The following is a 14,013-nucleotide window of genomic DNA, read 5'->3' as shown; positions in this document are numbered from 1 at the left end:
TTGATGCCGGTGTGGTGAAATTGGTATACACGACGGATTCAAAATCCGTTGCAGCAATGCGTGGCGGTTCGAGTCCGCCCACCGGTACCATTTCTTAATTTCTGTATATAAAATTAAGAACACAATAAACCAGCTAATAGCTGGTTTTTTTGTGCCTGAAATTTAATTACAGTTTGTCTATATCCTTTAAATTCGCAAAACTACCCCTACATGTTTATTGACTCAATTTTTCCACAGCCAACTTTGAAATATCATTAAGCTCTGCGCCATCATTTTGGTAGTACTGTATCAATTGGGCTTTCATTGATTTAGCCCAAAATAGCGTTAAGTGATTTACTACTTTATCTGCCGCTTGTATTGGCGTTAGATGATGGCCAATATTGTCGGATATTTGATTACACATTTTGATAATGCTATTTAGTCTAATGGTCATGAATATACTTCTCTGAATTTTATCTGATTAACTAGGCATTTGAGTTATCAGCATAGATAACTTGTCGATTGCTATTCGCAAAGGCAATTAAGTTTAATTGATGTTGTTTGGCCCAATCAATTGCTTTACTAGTGGCCGCTGACATACTCACTAAATGAGGAATGCCTGAGGCAATGGTTTTATCAACCATTTCATAACTCGCTCGGCTAGACACTAATATAAAGCCTGCGCTTAAAGTCAATTCACTGTTAGTTTTTGCTAATGCGCCAATTAACTTATCAAGGGCGTTATGGCGTCCTACATCTTCGCGTATCAACAATATTTCACCTGTCGTTGTTGAGCAAAATGCCGCTCCATGAACGCCACCGGTTTTCTTTTTCAGTGCTTGCTTATCGGTAAATTGCTCAATAGCTGTTTTACATGCAGCTAAACTGACCAACGAGCTTTGCGGTAGGCTGGGGCGTTGTTTTATGGTTTGTGCTAACGACTCTACACCACACAAACCACAGCCGCTGTTTCCAGCCAAACTGCGACGTTTGGTTTTTAAGGCTGAGAATTGTCGAGAATTAAGGGTAATGTCTAGCTCTATACCATGAGCTTGCTCATTGATCTCAAAATCTAATAAGTCAGTTGCACGTTCGATAATACCTTCATTCAAACTAAAACCCAGGGCAAAGTCATGCAAATCAGCAGGTGTTGCCATCATAACGGCATGTGAAATACCGTTATACACTAATGCTATCGCTTGCTCACTAACAACCCAATCAGTATCCTCTTGGGTTTGCGCTGTAGTTCTAATTTTTCTCGTTACTTGCTGAACATTCATTGCGTTATTTTTTTCTTTTTCGGCAGAAAATTTATTTGCGCTTTATCGAATGCTTTATTACGCTCTTGCCATTTTGAAGGTGATGAAACCTTATTGACCTGCACCGCAGTAACTTTATATTCTGGACAATTTGTCGCCCAATCTGAATTATCAGTTGTAACAACATTGGCACCACTTTCTGGATGATGGAAGGTGGTGTAAACCACACCCGGTTGCATTCGCTCAGTAATTTTGGCAATAAGTACGGTATCACCACTGCGGCTGTTAATGCCTAAGTAGTCACCATCAACAATACCGCGTTCCTGAGCGTCATGAGGATGAATTTCTAACACATCTTTGTCATGCCAAATTTGATTATCGGTACGCCTAGTTTGTGCGCCAACATTGTATTGAGAAAGTATACGCCCCGTGGTTAACAGTAATGGGAATTTTCGGTTTGCTCGCTCACTGGTGGCAACATACTCGGTAACCGCAAAGGTAGCTTTACCTATCGGGAAACTATCTACATGCATGGTAGGCGTGCCAATAGGGTTTTCATCGTTACATGGCCATTGAATACTGCCAAGTTGGTCGAGCTTCTCATAACTTACGCCGCTAAAACTTGGTGTTAGCTCGGCAATTTCGTCCATAATTTCACTAGGATGTTGGTAATTCATTTCATAGCCAAGTGCGTTTGAAAGAGCCATGGTGGCTTCCCAATCCGCTAATCCAGCCAATGGTGTCATCACTTTTCTTACGCGATTAATGCGTCGCTCGGCATTAGTGAACGTGCCATCTTTTTCTAAAAATGACGAGCCTGGTAAGAATACATGGGCAAATTTTGCCGTTTCATTAAGGAAAATATCTTGTACGATCAAACATTCTAATGAGCCTAATGCCGCTTGTACATGATGGGTATTTGGATCCGATTGAGCGATATCTTCACCTTGGCAATATAAACCTTTGAACGTACCATCAATCGCAGCGTCAAACATGTTTGGAATACGCAGGCCGGGTTCAGCATCTAACGTTACTTGCCAATGCTGCTCGAACTTTTCTCGAAATAGATCATTACCCACATGTTGATACCCCGGCAACTCATGAGGAAACGAGCCCATATCACATGACCCTTGCACGTTATTTTGACCTCGTAATGGATTAACCCCAACGCCTTCACGACCAATGTTGCCGGTAAGTAACGCTAAGTTAGCAATACCCATTACCATGCTTGAGCCTTGGGAGTGTTCTGTAACCCCCAATCCATAGTAAATCGCGGCATTGTTAACGGTGGCATAAATACGTGCGGCTTGGCGTAAATCGTTAGCATCAATACCTGTAATATCGCTAGTATGCTCTGGTGAATGACGAGGATCTTTTATAAAGCTGTACCATTGTTGGTAATCATTGGTTTGACAGCGCTGTGCAATAAAATCTTTATCTTCTAACCCTTCATCGACGATGACATGAGCCATCGCATTAATAAACGCCACATTGGTGCCAGGTCGTAAAGGTAAATGATGATCTAAATGCACATGCGGACTTTTACCTAAATCTATTTTACGAGGATCGGCAATAATAAGTTTTGCCCCTTGGCGTAGGCGTTTTTTTAATAAAGAGCCAAAAACAGGGTGCGCATCGGTTGGGTTAGCACCAATCACTAAAACGGCGTCCGCGCTCATTACTGAATCAAAAGTTTGCGTACCTGCTGATTCGCCAAGTGTCGCTTTTAAACCAAAGCCTGTTGGTGAATGACATACACGAGCACAAGTGTCGGTATTGTTGTTACCAAATGCAGCCCTGATTAATTTTTGTACTAAATAAGTTTCTTCATTGGTACAACGAGAAGAAGTAATACCGCCGATACTATCTTTTCCGTATTTTTGTTGAATACTCTTTAATTTAGTTGCGGCAAACTGTATTGCTTCATCCCAGCTTACTTCGCGCCAAGCTTGGTCGATATGATCCCGAACCATCGGCTTGGTAATACGATCTTGATGGGTGGCATAACCAAAAGCAAAACGTCCTTTCACACAAGAGTGGCCATGGTTGGCTTCGCCATCTTTTGTCGGCACCATACGCACAACTTTTTCACCTTGCATATGAGCATCAAACGAACAGCCAACGCCACAGTAAGCACAGGTTGTTGTAACTTTGTGCTCGGGTTGTCCTTGTTCAATAATGCTGTTTTCAGTTAACGTTGACGTTGGGCAGGCTTGCACACAGGCGCCACAAGAAACGCAATCTGAACTGATAAAGTCGTTGTTATAACCGGTTGATATTTTTGAATCAAAACCTCGACCGTCAATGGTTAGCGCGAAGGTTCCTTGTACTTGCTCACAGGCGCGAACACAACGAGAACAAACAATACATTTACTCGGTTCGAAGGTAAAATAAGGGTTAGAAGTATCTTTAGCAGCATCAAGGTGGTTGTCACCATCAAAACCATAGCGCACTTCACGTAGACCAACAGCACCTGCCATGTCTTGTAATTCACAGTCACCATTACTTGGGCAGGTTAAGCAGTCTAAAGGGTGATCAGAAATGTACAATTCCATGATGTTTTTACGTAAACGCGCAATTTTTGCGTTTTGCGTAAACACTTGCATATCTTGCTCTGCGGGTGTTGTACACGAAGCCGGCATGCCTTTACGGCCATCTATTTCTACTGCACATAAACGACATGAGCCAAATGATTCGAGATTATCTGAAGCACAAAGTTTCGGGATCGCGATATTTAACAAAGCAGCGGCACGCATCACCGAGGTGCCTTTTGGTACCGATATGTTCTGACCGTCGATGGTTAATGTAACCTGTTGCGATGAATCAACAAATGGCGTGCCTAAATCATTAAGATTACTAGAGTTTAATCCTTGGTTTTGGTCCGCTCTCGGATCATAAATATCAACCATTAGTTTGTCTCCTTAACATTGAATTTATCCGTTGTAGCTACAAAATCATCGCTAAAGTGGTTGAGAATACTACGTACAGGGATAGGTGTCATACCTCCCATTGCACATAACGAGCCGTCGGTCATAGTATCGCAAAGATCAACTAAAAGTGTATTAAGCTCAGCAAGTTGTTCAGTAGATTTTTCACTTCGTTCTTGATGAGTTTTTGTCATCTTATCGATGACCTCTACGCCTCTGACGGAGCCAATACGACATGGAGTACATTTTCCGCAGGATTCTGCTACACAAAATTCCATAGCAAAGCGCGCTTGTGCCGTCATGTCTACGCTATCATCAAAAACAACAATGCCACCATGACCTAATACCGCCTCCATTTTTGCAAACGCTTCGTAATCGAGTTCAGTCGGCCATTGATGTTCAGGTAAATAGGCGCCAAGCGGGCCTCCTACTTGAATTGCTTTTATCGGCTTACCGCTATAACTTCCTGCGCCAAAATCATTAACTAAGTCAGCTAAACTTGTACCAAATGCCAGTTCAACTAAACCACCTTGTTTAATATTGCCAGCCAATTGAAAGGGCAGAGTGCCGCGCGAGCGACCAACGCCAAAATCTTGATAATATTGCGCACCTTTTTCCATAATAATTGGTACTGAGGCCAAACTGATCACATTATTAACGATTGTTGGTTGACCGAATAAGCCTTCGATTGCAGGTAATGGCGGTTTGGCTCGTACTAAACCTCGCTTGCCTTCAAGGCTTTCTAATAGTGACGTTTCTTCGCCGCAAATGTAAGCGCCGGCGCCTATTCTTACTTCCAAATCAAATGTTTGACCACTTTGTTGTATGTCTTTACCTAAATAGTGCTGTTGGTAGGCGATAGTGATCGCTTGCTCTAAAATATTTTTAGCTTGTGGATATTCAGAACGTAAATAAATATAGCCTTGGCTAGCACCTACTGCTAGTCCGGCAATGATCATGCCTTCGATTAAACAGAAAGGATCGGCTTCCATTAATAAACGATCAGAAAATGTACCTGAGTCGCCTTCATCGGCATTACACACAATGTATTTTTGTTGCTCGGGTGCTTTTGCTTTAGCGTCTAATACGGTTTGCCATTTTATACCTGCTGGAAATGCCGCGCCGCCTCGTCCGCGTAAACCAGAGGTTTTGATTTCATCGACTATTGCTTGTCGGCCGTTGTCATTATCTTGGTCGAGCATCGCAAACGCGTTTGTTAATCCGGAAAAACCGCTATGGTCAATGTACTCATCAATATTTGTTGGATCAATAATACCTGCACGGATAAACGTTAAACGTTGTTGTTTAGCAAGGAAGGGAATTTCTTCAGTAAAGCCTAAATACAATGGATGGTCGCTGTTTCCATCTAACAATCCTTGGGCAAGTAATGACTCTACATCTTCAACTTGTACCGGACCATAAGCAACACGCCCTTTTGGCGTCATCACTTCTACCAGGGGCTCTAAGTAAAATAATCCACGCGAGCCATTACGAACGATTGTTATATCATCAGTTATAGCTTTGCTTTGAAACTTTAGCGCCTGTACAACATCGTCAGCCCCCATTGATAATGCCGTAGTATCTCTAGGGATAAACACAGTAGTAGTCATTTAAACAATCTCCCCAACATTAATCTTATAAGTACTAAGCTTGTCGGTAAGTCTTGCAAATTTTTCACTATCCATTCTGCCATAAACTGTTTCGGCAACTTTTACTGAGGGTGCACAAGCACAATTACCTAAGCAATAAACAGGCTCTAAGGTGAAGTTATTATCTTTTGATATTTGGTTATATTTAATATCAAGCTGAGATTGAGCTGCTTGCTCTAGCGACTTTGACCCCATAGATTGGCATGCTTCACCTCGACAAATTTCTATAACGTGTCGACCTGTCTGTTGCATTCTAAAATGGGCATAAAAGCTGATCACGCCAAAAATTTCTGCTTCGGTTTGATTTAATGATTGACCAATTATAGATAATGCTTGTTCAGGTATATGACCAAATTCATGTTGAATATCATGAAGAATAGGTAACAGAGCACCAGGTAAGGATTTTTTATTTGCAACAATTTGCTGCGTTTTCTTTTTTATTTCGTCAATGGTCATGGTTTTATCTCATCTCGAACCGGTTGAATTATTCCGACTTAATGCTTTTATTATATACCTTTTCTGATCTATTAAGTGAAAGTGTTAAATGCATATTTCATTAATATAGCGTCTATTTAGTATTTAGTAACCACTAAAGTTTTGGTTGCGACACTAATTAAAAAATAGCAATTTTATTTCTTATTATCATCAGTCCTTATTTATTTAAAATTTATAAAAGTTGTACTAATAACTAAAATCTACATGGTATGATTAGCGCATTGATTTATTAATGGCCTATATATGAACGCAGCAATGCTTTATCACAAAACTTATTTACACCCAGACAGCAAAGAATGGGTTGTTTTTGTGCATGGCGCTGGCGGCAGCTCAAGTATTTGGTTTAAGCAAATTAAAGAATATAAGAAGCATTTCAACTTAGTATTTATTGATTTACGAGGTCATGGTCGTTCGGCTGCGGTTACCTTCAAAGAAATGCTAAAACATGGCTATACCTTTAATGATGTCGCACTAGATATTGTGCAAGTGCTCGACCATTTAAAAATTAAAGGTGCACACTTTGTTGGTATTTCACTTGGCACAATATTAATTCAAAAATTGGCAGAGCTTGCACCTAGTCGAGTTAAAACAATGGTTTTAGGCGGCGCAGTCACACGGTTTGATTTTCGCTCTAATACTCTGGTTAAAATTGGTGACTTTTTTAAACATGTAATGCCTTATATGTGGCTATACCGATTATTTGCCTATATTTTAATGCCGCAAAAAGGTCAGGTTGAATCTCGTGGTATGTTTATTAAAGATGCGAAGAAGCTTTGTCAAAAAGAGTTTAAACGTTGGTTTAAACTTGCCGCAGATGTAAATCCACTAATGAAGTATTACAAAGAGAATGAAATTAACACACCAACGTTATATTTGATGGGTGAAAATGATCATATGTTTATGCGACCAGTGAAAGAAATGGTTGCCAAACATAGTCGTAGTCAACTTACTGAAATTAGTAATTGTGGGCATGTATGTAATGTAGAAAAGCCGCAAGAGTTTAATCAGCACTCTATTGAATTTATAAAGAATAATGGCAACAATTGATAATTTTTTAGAATAAATAGCTAAGCCCAAGCATAATAAGTAACGCTCCTAAATACTTACTAACTACCTCACCTTTTGGTACTACTTTTTCAACTAAAACTACCAAGGTTAGTATTAATATCCATTGTAAATTCATCACACCTGTTACAAACAATATTGCCATTAAAAACCAACAGCAGCCCACGCAATAGCTACCGTGCTTTAATCCTAAACTGATCGCGCTTTTTATGCCTTCTTGCCAGTCTCCTGATATTAAAGCTAAAGGAGATCGGCATAGTTGTAAGCAATTTTGTTTAAAAGGGGTGAATTGATAAATACCGGCAATAATAAGAATAATGGCACTAAATTGTAAATTAGCACTATCCATCATCGGGCTGAGTAATTCGAGGTGATGTAACCAAGTTTGAATAATAGTGATAAAAACACTATAAATAGCCCAAGCAATTAAATAACCAAGAGAGAAGAATATAGTGGGCGTATAGCTAGCTCCTCGTTGTTGGCGTTGTTGGTTTAATTTATCAATAAGTAATATAACAGGTAGGGCAGACGGCAGCATCATTCCTGCCATCATTATGGCCCACATCATAAATAAAAGGGCAATGTCAGCAGAAGACCAAGTAGCCACAGGTTCCATGTTCATGGTCATACCATAAAGCATATAATACCAACTCATATATATGAGCAGTCCTATGGTTATTAATACTAACCCTTTATTAATTATGTTTTGCAACAGTACTATTAAACCAATTTGATTAAGTCGGCCAATTAACAATTGCTTTTGCGGCAAAGGTATCTGAATAATTAAACGCTAAATTACCATGCTCGACCTTCAGCGTTGTTGTTTTCCCCGCAAAGCCATCATTCCACATAAAACCGCCTTCAGGGAAGGTAATATGAACTTTATTCTCCTCACCTGTTACTGGATTTATATGCGGTGCCTGACCTGTTTCTAAAATGCCGGCAATAGAAACGGTAGAGGTATGATCTTGTGGATCCATTGCAATATCGCTAATTATTGGCCCTTCAAACTCTGAAAATAATGTTGCTATGGCTTCAACAGGCATACCACCTGCCTGACCTGAAAAAATAGTCGCTAAAGCGGTTACTTGTTCTTCACTGGCTGCTCGGTCAATAAACAGTGCGCCTTTACCTTCGCCATCATGCATAGCTTTTGGCCACATCGCAACAAACACAGCTTTTAAGCCAGACAAATCTAACTCGTTAAAATGGCCTTTTATAACCTGCCAACCTAAAATGGCATCACAGCCACCATTTACACTAGTAGGAAAACCTGCAAATTGGCATCCACACCCATGACTACAGCTACAACTTTCAATCTGGTGCATGGATAATGCCCAAGAATGTTCGTTAGACATAATTAACTCCTTTGTAAAAGTGGGTTAAGTATAGTCCAAAAAATACAAATCTTTATTCTCAAGGTAACAGTAGTTTTTTTGACTCGCAGCCGTCTACAAAGCTAATTGTATAATACCAATTCTATTAATTATGTGATCTACTTTTTAGTGAGGAAAAATGGATAAATACAAGGTATAAAATTTTATAAGTAGCTATTCTACTTAAATATTTTATAACGCCGTAGTTATTTATTTTAACCAGTAAAAATGAGCAGATAATTAGTAGACTTGGTATAAGCCATTAATTTATTTACTTATTACTATTTAACTACTTTGAAGTAATATAAATAACCTCAATATCATGCGGACCTTTACTCGAACTATGTACCGCTATTTCGGTAAAAGAAACTGCATGTTTTCTATAAACATTAATAAATTTTGCCGTTCGTATTGAATTATAAGAATAAGCAAAATCAGCAATATTCTGATCATTGCACTTAAGGTGATTGGCAATTACTTGATAAGTAAAGCCATTATTTTTAACCACCCGCGTGTAACGAAGTAGGTTGTCTTGAACGGCCGCCAAGCAAATTTTAGTTAACGGGTTATTATCAGTAGCAACAAACTTATATTGACTTGCTAAAGTTACAGGTGATGCCCCTATTAATAGGGCTAAAATCGACAAATTGGCAAACTTCATAATACCCTCCTTTACCAATTGTGAACAACATACTGTCTTAGCAGGTGCAGAGGATTACCAGAGCACAAAAGCTAAGGGGGTACCTAAGTATAGTAAATATTATGCTTTTAGCCGGTTTTTAGTTAATTAATTACGGGGAGAGTTGAGGCAATATCATTTATAAAGTAAACGCTTCAAATGCGAAGCGTTTATTGGAGGTAGGCTATGTAAAAGCATGTGCTGAAAGTAATTCATCACCGGTTAGTTTATCGCGCTTCTTTGCAAACCATAAATAAAATATTGGTAAAACAATTAATGTAAATATTGTTCCAATAAGCATACCTGCAACTAATATGATACCAATACTATTTCGCGCTTCCGCTCCTGCTCCTGTAACAAGTACTAACGGGAAATGGCCAAAAACAGTAGCGCCAGTAGTCATTAAAATTGGTCGCAATCTTGTGGTAGCGGCTTCAATTACAGCTTCGAGTTTACTCTTTCCTTGTTCTTGCACATGATTGGCAAATTCAACAATTAAAATCCCATTTTTAGTTATAAGTCCAACCAGTGTGATTAGGCCTATTTGCGAATAAATATTGACGGTGGTTAGTTCAATAAATGGTAATAATAAAGCGCCAGAAAGAGCTAGTGGCACACATCCAAGCAATACCACTAAAGGATCGCTAAAACTATTAAATTGCACTGCTAAAATCAAAAATACAATAATCAAAGAAACCATTAACACTGTCATTAAGGTGTTGCCTTCTTTTCTAATTTGTCTTGATTCTCCGGCGTAATCTATACTATATGACTTTGGCAAAATGTCTGTAGCCACTTTCTCAATGGCTGTTAATGCTTGTTCTTTACTTATGCCCGGTAATACACCGCCATAAATTTTTACGGAATTTAACTGGCTAAAAGTCGTAAGCTGTCTAGGGCCTGTGATCCAATTTAAAGTGGCAAAACTGGAGACCGGAACGAATTCTCCATTAGGAACTTTAATGGTTAAATTCAAAATATTCTCAGGCTTCCCTCTCACTTCATTTTCAACCATAGGTATCACTTGATAGGCTTTACCATTTAAATCAAAGCGGTTAACGTAATTGCTTGATAAAAATACGCTTAATTGTTGATTCACCTCAGCAAAATTTAGTCCTAAATCAGCTAGCCTTCTTCGGTCTATGGTTAATTCTATATTAGGTAAATCTATCTGCAGGTCAGATTGAGCAAATAAGAACATACCACTTGTAAGTGCCGCATCAGCAAGTTGATCGGCATATACTTTCATTTCTTCAAATGAAGATGATGACTTTAATACAAGTTCAATATCAAATTGCCCCGCAGTAGGCAAAGATGGTGGTAATATTGGCAGTGAATTTACCCCTGGATTTTTAACCAAGTCCATATACACCGAAGGAACAAGCTCAGCGATGTTTTCATCACGCTGATGTGGCTTTACAAAACCTAGGCCGCCAAACCCACCTGAGCCAAAAACTACCTGCCACATTTCTGTTGTATTTGGAATTTTCAGTAAGCTTTCAGTCATTTTAACCGTATTTTTAATATTATAATCAAGTGATGACTGAGCTGGAGATTGGATCATTATAATAATCTGGCTTTGATCTTCTATTGGCGCCAATTCTTTTGATGAAAATAAATAAAAAGGTATCGTTAATAAGCTCACCACGATGGCAATGAAGGGTATTTGATATTTTAACGTAAAAATTTTCTTTAATGCTTTTGCATAAGTATTTTGCAAGGTAGTAAATATATTGTTTATCTTGATTGTAAGTTTACTTTCTTGACCACCTTTAGCTGATACGTGAGCACTCATTATTGGCGATAATGTGACAGCAACAATGCCCGAAATTATAACCGCTATTGCTAGCGAAAAGGCGAACTCTTTAAATAACATTCCGGTCAGTCCTGACAAGAAGCCTATCGGTGCGTATACGGCAGCAAGAGTTAATGTCATTGAGATTATTGGCACAAGTAGTTGTCTTGAACTTAGTAATGCTGCTTGTCTTCTCGTCATACCTTCTCGCATAAACCGAGAGACATTCTCAACAACAACAATTGCATCATCAACAACCAAGCCAACAGATAATACAATGGCTAATACAGTTAGTAAATTTAACGAAAACCCCATTAGCGACATTGCCGCAATAGCGCCTAAAATAGAAATAGGTATAGTGATTAAGGGTACTAAAGCAGCTCTAAACGAACCCATTAAAAGAAGTACTACCAAGCCAACAATCGTAACGGTTTCTAATAATGTAATAACAATTTCTTTCAATGCATCACGCATGTACAACGTACCGTCGTAGGCAAAATCAATATGCATACCAGATGGTAAATTTAAGTTAATTTGATCAACCGCTTTATACAAACCGTTACCAATAGTTATTTCATTTGCGCCAGGTAATGGCCATACTGAAATATAAACTGTGTCACTAAGGTTTATTCGGGCGCTTAAATTTGCTTCTTCAGCGCCTAAAGATACCTCTGCGATATCTTTTAGATAAATAACATCTTGGTCTATACGCTTGACCACAAGGTTTTCAAATTCAGCAACTGTTGAGAGTTGTGAATTTGTGACTATGTCGATACGTTGTCTGGTATTTTGGCTATAACCCATGGTGGCAATAGAGTTGTTATTTCTCAGGGCATTAAAAACTTCATCAGTACTGAGGTTAAAAGTAGATAAACGAGCAGTATCTAGGTTAACTCGCATGGCAGGAATTCGACCACCTTCTAGTTGTACTCGTTGTACCCCATCAACATTATTTAAAATTGGATTCACTTGCCTATTCAAATAATCAGATACCTGCGATTTATTTAGGTCGCCATAGTCAACATTTAAGTAAAATGCTGCAAAAGAGCGGTCGGTTCTTACCACTGAAACCGATGGATCTTGCGCACCTTCTGGTAATTCAAATCTAATCTGACTTAGCTTAGTATTCAATTCTGCTAACGCTCTGGTACTATCTTCATTGAGTTTCAACCAAGCTGTTACCTTACTTGTTCCTGAGCTAGTAACCGAATCGACATAATCAACACCAGGTATGGTCGAAGCAACGCGTTCGATAGGATCACTGATGAAACCTTTTACCACCTTGGCAGATGCGCCCGTATAGTAGGTTTCGATAACTAAAGATGAACTCTCCATTTGTGGAAATTGGATCACCGGTATGCTAAATGCTGCCCATAGACCCGACAGACAAATAACAATTGATAATACAATCGATAGCACTGGTCGGTGTACAAACACATCCATTAAACTGTTTTTAGATTTTAAGGTCTTAAACATAATACTTACCCTAATCCGCAATTAGTTTATTGATAAATACTTTCATACCTTCTTGCAACTTAAAAGCACCATCCGTTGCTACGATCTGCTTATTTTGTAAGCCACTACTAATGATTGCTTGCTCAGCTACTCGTACTAAAACAATTACTTTTTGACGCTTTGCTCTATAGCTTCCGTCATCTTGAGGTTGGAGCACGAACACGTAATCACCAAACTGGTCATGAGTAAGAGCTAGATCAGGAATGGCTATTTGTTGTTTACTAGCTGAAACTGGGACGCTAACATTTACTAGCGTATTGGGTCGTAGAGGTAATGTCGATTTTAATACTTTCGCGCGATATTTTAAGTGTCGAGAATTAGCCGATAAGCTTGGGTTAATTGCTATTACTTCAGCTCTGACTGGTAATTCATCAGAGCCAACTTTGCTGAGCATAACTTCAGTATTAACTGCTAAGTCGTCATAAGTTTGTGGGAGTGAAAAATCGACCCAAATAAAATCATTAACGCCAACTAATGTAGTTATTGAGGTATTACTATCAAGGTATTGCCCTAACTCTAGTTCATTAATACCCACTACTGCGTCAAATGGGGCTTTTATAATCTTTTTAGCAATACTATCTTGCAATAAAATGACGTTAGACTGTGCGGTAGCAAAACCTGATTCTGCGTTATCTACTAATTCTTGGCTAACTTCGTTACTTTCTTTTAAGGTTTTATAACGTGTTAAGCTATTTTTAGTTAAGGTTAATTGGGCATTAGCCGCTATTAATTGCGCTTTTTCTTGGGTGTGTTGTATTTCAATCAGAATTTGGTCTTTGAATACTTTGCTGCCGGAAATTAAATTTAGTTTTATAATTTTTCCTGCTAACTCATTTTTTAATTCAAGTTGTTTTATTGCTTTTATTTCACCATTCACTTGTACTTTTTTTTGAAATGAAATGGAAGATACTGTGACTGCATCTACGGTTGCAGCGGGTTCAAAATGTTGTTCTGCGGCATTAGGAGACATAAGTAATTGCTTGTATTGGTATAAACTGAACAAGGCAAGAGATAACAGACACAAGGTAATTAACCAGGGTTTAAAGTTCATGGTAAGTCCAAATAGTGTTAAGCAGTATAAATAACCAAACTAATATGGTTAAGGGAAGATTTAGGCGCTTATTTTAAGAGTTCAAAACTAATATAGCTATATTAAATGTTAATAAAATGTTGCCAGATGTTTCGGTGCAGGCACTTATTTAGTGAAAATAGAATTAAGTACACCTAATTCTATTTAATTTATCTGATATCAGTGAGTATATAAACTGATATCA

Annotated in this window: 11 protein-coding genes and 1 tRNA gene; 2 read left to right on the top strand and 10 right to left on the bottom strand. The window is 38.6% G+C overall.

Translation table 11 applies throughout. The features are described 5' to 3' along the window. Nucleotides 1-5 precede the first annotated feature (5 nt). Nucleotides 6-90 (top strand) — tRNA-Leu (locus RGQ13_RS15805). A gap of 124 nt (nucleotides 91-214) precedes the next feature. On the opposite strand, the gene RGQ13_RS15800 is transcribed toward RGQ13_RS15805, so the two are convergent. Genes RGQ13_RS15800 through RGQ13_RS15780 form a run of 5 tightly spaced genes read right to left on the bottom strand, consistent with a single transcriptional unit; the run spans nucleotide 215 to nucleotide 6,270 of the window. Beyond that, the gene (locus RGQ13_RS15800; RefSeq protein ID WP_348390706.1) at nucleotides 215-433 is read right to left on the bottom strand and encodes a formate dehydrogenase subunit delta; all 219 of its coding nucleotides are present in this window, start codon (nucleotides 431-433) and stop codon (nucleotides 215-217) included. A 31-nt stretch (nucleotides 434-464) separates the two neighbouring features. Then, nucleotides 465-1,259 (bottom strand): formate dehydrogenase accessory sulfurtransferase FdhD, encoded by a 795-nt coding sequence (gene fdhD, locus RGQ13_RS15795; protein ID WP_348390705.1) that lies wholly within the window; start codon nucleotides 1,257-1,259, stop codon nucleotides 465-467. After that, nucleotides 1,256-4,147, bottom strand: coding sequence for a formate dehydrogenase subunit alpha (gene fdhF / locus RGQ13_RS15790; RefSeq protein WP_348390704.1), 2,892 nt, complete (start codon nucleotides 4,145-4,147; stop codon nucleotides 1,256-1,258). Before fdhF ends, fdhD begins: the two co-directional genes overlap by 4 nt. Then, nucleotides 4,147-5,775, bottom strand: coding sequence for a formate dehydrogenase beta subunit (locus RGQ13_RS15785; protein ID WP_348390703.1), 1,629 nt, complete (start codon nucleotides 5,773-5,775; stop codon nucleotides 4,147-4,149). The genes fdhF and RGQ13_RS15785 overlap by 1 nt, the downstream gene beginning before the upstream one ends. Then, nucleotides 5,776-6,270 (bottom strand): formate dehydrogenase subunit gamma, encoded by a 495-nt coding sequence (locus RGQ13_RS15780; RefSeq protein ID WP_348390702.1) that lies wholly within the window; start codon nucleotides 6,268-6,270, stop codon nucleotides 5,776-5,778. A 282-nt stretch (nucleotides 6,271-6,552) separates the two neighbouring features. On the opposite strand from RGQ13_RS15780, the gene RGQ13_RS15775 reads away from it, so the two are divergent. Then, a complete protein-coding gene (locus RGQ13_RS15775) occupies nucleotides 6,553-7,356 on the top strand; it encodes an alpha/beta fold hydrolase (protein WP_348390701.1) in 804 nt (267 codons plus the stop codon). Between the two features lie 7 nt (nucleotides 7,357-7,363). Here RGQ13_RS15775 and RGQ13_RS15770 read toward each other — a convergent pair whose 3' ends face one another. The 5 genes from RGQ13_RS15770 to RGQ13_RS15750 form a co-directional block, all read right to left on the bottom strand. Further along, entirely contained in the window at nucleotides 7,364-8,029 is a 666-nt protein-coding gene (locus RGQ13_RS15770) for a DUF2182 domain-containing protein (protein ID WP_348390700.1), read from the bottom strand. Nucleotides 8,030-8,108: 79 nt separating this feature from the next. Beyond that, entirely contained in the window at nucleotides 8,109-8,732 is a 624-nt protein-coding gene (locus RGQ13_RS15765) for a DUF1326 domain-containing protein (protein WP_348390699.1), read from the bottom strand. Nucleotides 8,733-9,039: 307 nt separating this feature from the next. Then, nucleotides 9,040-9,411, bottom strand: a complete 372-nt coding sequence (locus RGQ13_RS15760) for a DUF3718 domain-containing protein (protein ID WP_348390698.1) — start codon at nucleotides 9,409-9,411, stop codon at nucleotides 9,040-9,042. 202 nt (nucleotides 9,412-9,613) lie between these two features. Beyond that, the gene (locus tag RGQ13_RS15755) at nucleotides 9,614-12,700 is read right to left on the bottom strand and encodes an efflux RND transporter permease subunit (protein ID WP_348390697.1); all 3,087 of its coding nucleotides are present in this window, start codon (nucleotides 12,698-12,700) and stop codon (nucleotides 9,614-9,616) included. Nucleotides 12,701-12,710: 10 nt separating this feature from the next. Further along, on the bottom strand, nucleotides 12,711-13,790 hold the full coding sequence (locus RGQ13_RS15750) for an efflux RND transporter periplasmic adaptor subunit (protein WP_348390696.1): 1,080 nt from the start codon (nucleotides 13,788-13,790) through the stop codon (nucleotides 12,711-12,713). Between the last annotated feature and the right edge of the window lie 223 nt (nucleotides 13,791-14,013).

The sequence above is a fragment of the Thalassotalea psychrophila genome (assembly GCF_031583595.1).
In the GTDB taxonomy this organism is placed as follows: domain Bacteria; phylum Pseudomonadota; class Gammaproteobacteria; order Enterobacterales; family Alteromonadaceae; genus Thalassotalea_A; species Thalassotalea_A psychrophila.
The sequence above is the reverse complement of the archived record's forward strand: the minus strand, read 5'-3'. Positions and strand labels throughout refer to the sequence as shown.

Bases quoted from the DNA above. Each gene is read 5' to 3' on its own strand.
- RGQ13_RS15800 (WP_348390706.1), bottom strand. From the start codon at position 433: ATGACCATTAGACTAAATAGCATTATCAAAATGTGTAATCAAATATCC.
- fdhD (WP_348390705.1), bottom strand. From the start codon at position 1,259: ATGAATGTTCAGCAAGTAACGAGAAAAATTAGAACTACAGCGCAAACC.
- fdhF (WP_348390704.1), bottom strand. From the start codon at position 4,147: ATGGTTGATATTTATGATCCGAGAGCGGACCAAAACCAAGGATTAAAC.
- RGQ13_RS15785 (WP_348390703.1), bottom strand. From the start codon at position 5,775: ATGACTACTACTGTGTTTATCCCTAGAGATACTACGGCATTATCAATG.
- RGQ13_RS15780 (WP_348390702.1), bottom strand. From the start codon at position 6,270: ATGACCATTGACGAAATAAAAAAGAAAACGCAGCAAATTGTTGCAAAT.
- RGQ13_RS15775 (WP_348390701.1), top strand. From the start codon at position 6,553: ATGAACGCAGCAATGCTTTATCACAAAACTTATTTACACCCAGACAGC.
- RGQ13_RS15770 (WP_348390700.1), bottom strand. From the start codon at position 8,029: ATGAGTTGGTATTATATGCTTTATGGTATGACCATGAACATGGAACCT.
- RGQ13_RS15765 (WP_348390699.1), bottom strand. From the start codon at position 8,732: ATGTCTAACGAACATTCTTGGGCATTATCCATGCACCAGATTGAAAGT.
- RGQ13_RS15760 (WP_348390698.1), bottom strand. From the start codon at position 9,411: ATGAAGTTTGCCAATTTGTCGATTTTAGCCCTATTAATAGGGGCATCA.
- RGQ13_RS15755 (WP_348390697.1), bottom strand. From the start codon at position 12,700: ATGTTTAAGACCTTAAAATCTAAAAACAGTTTAATGGATGTGTTTGTA.
- RGQ13_RS15750 (WP_348390696.1), bottom strand. From the start codon at position 13,790: ATGAACTTTAAACCCTGGTTAATTACCTTGTGTCTGTTATCTCTTGCC.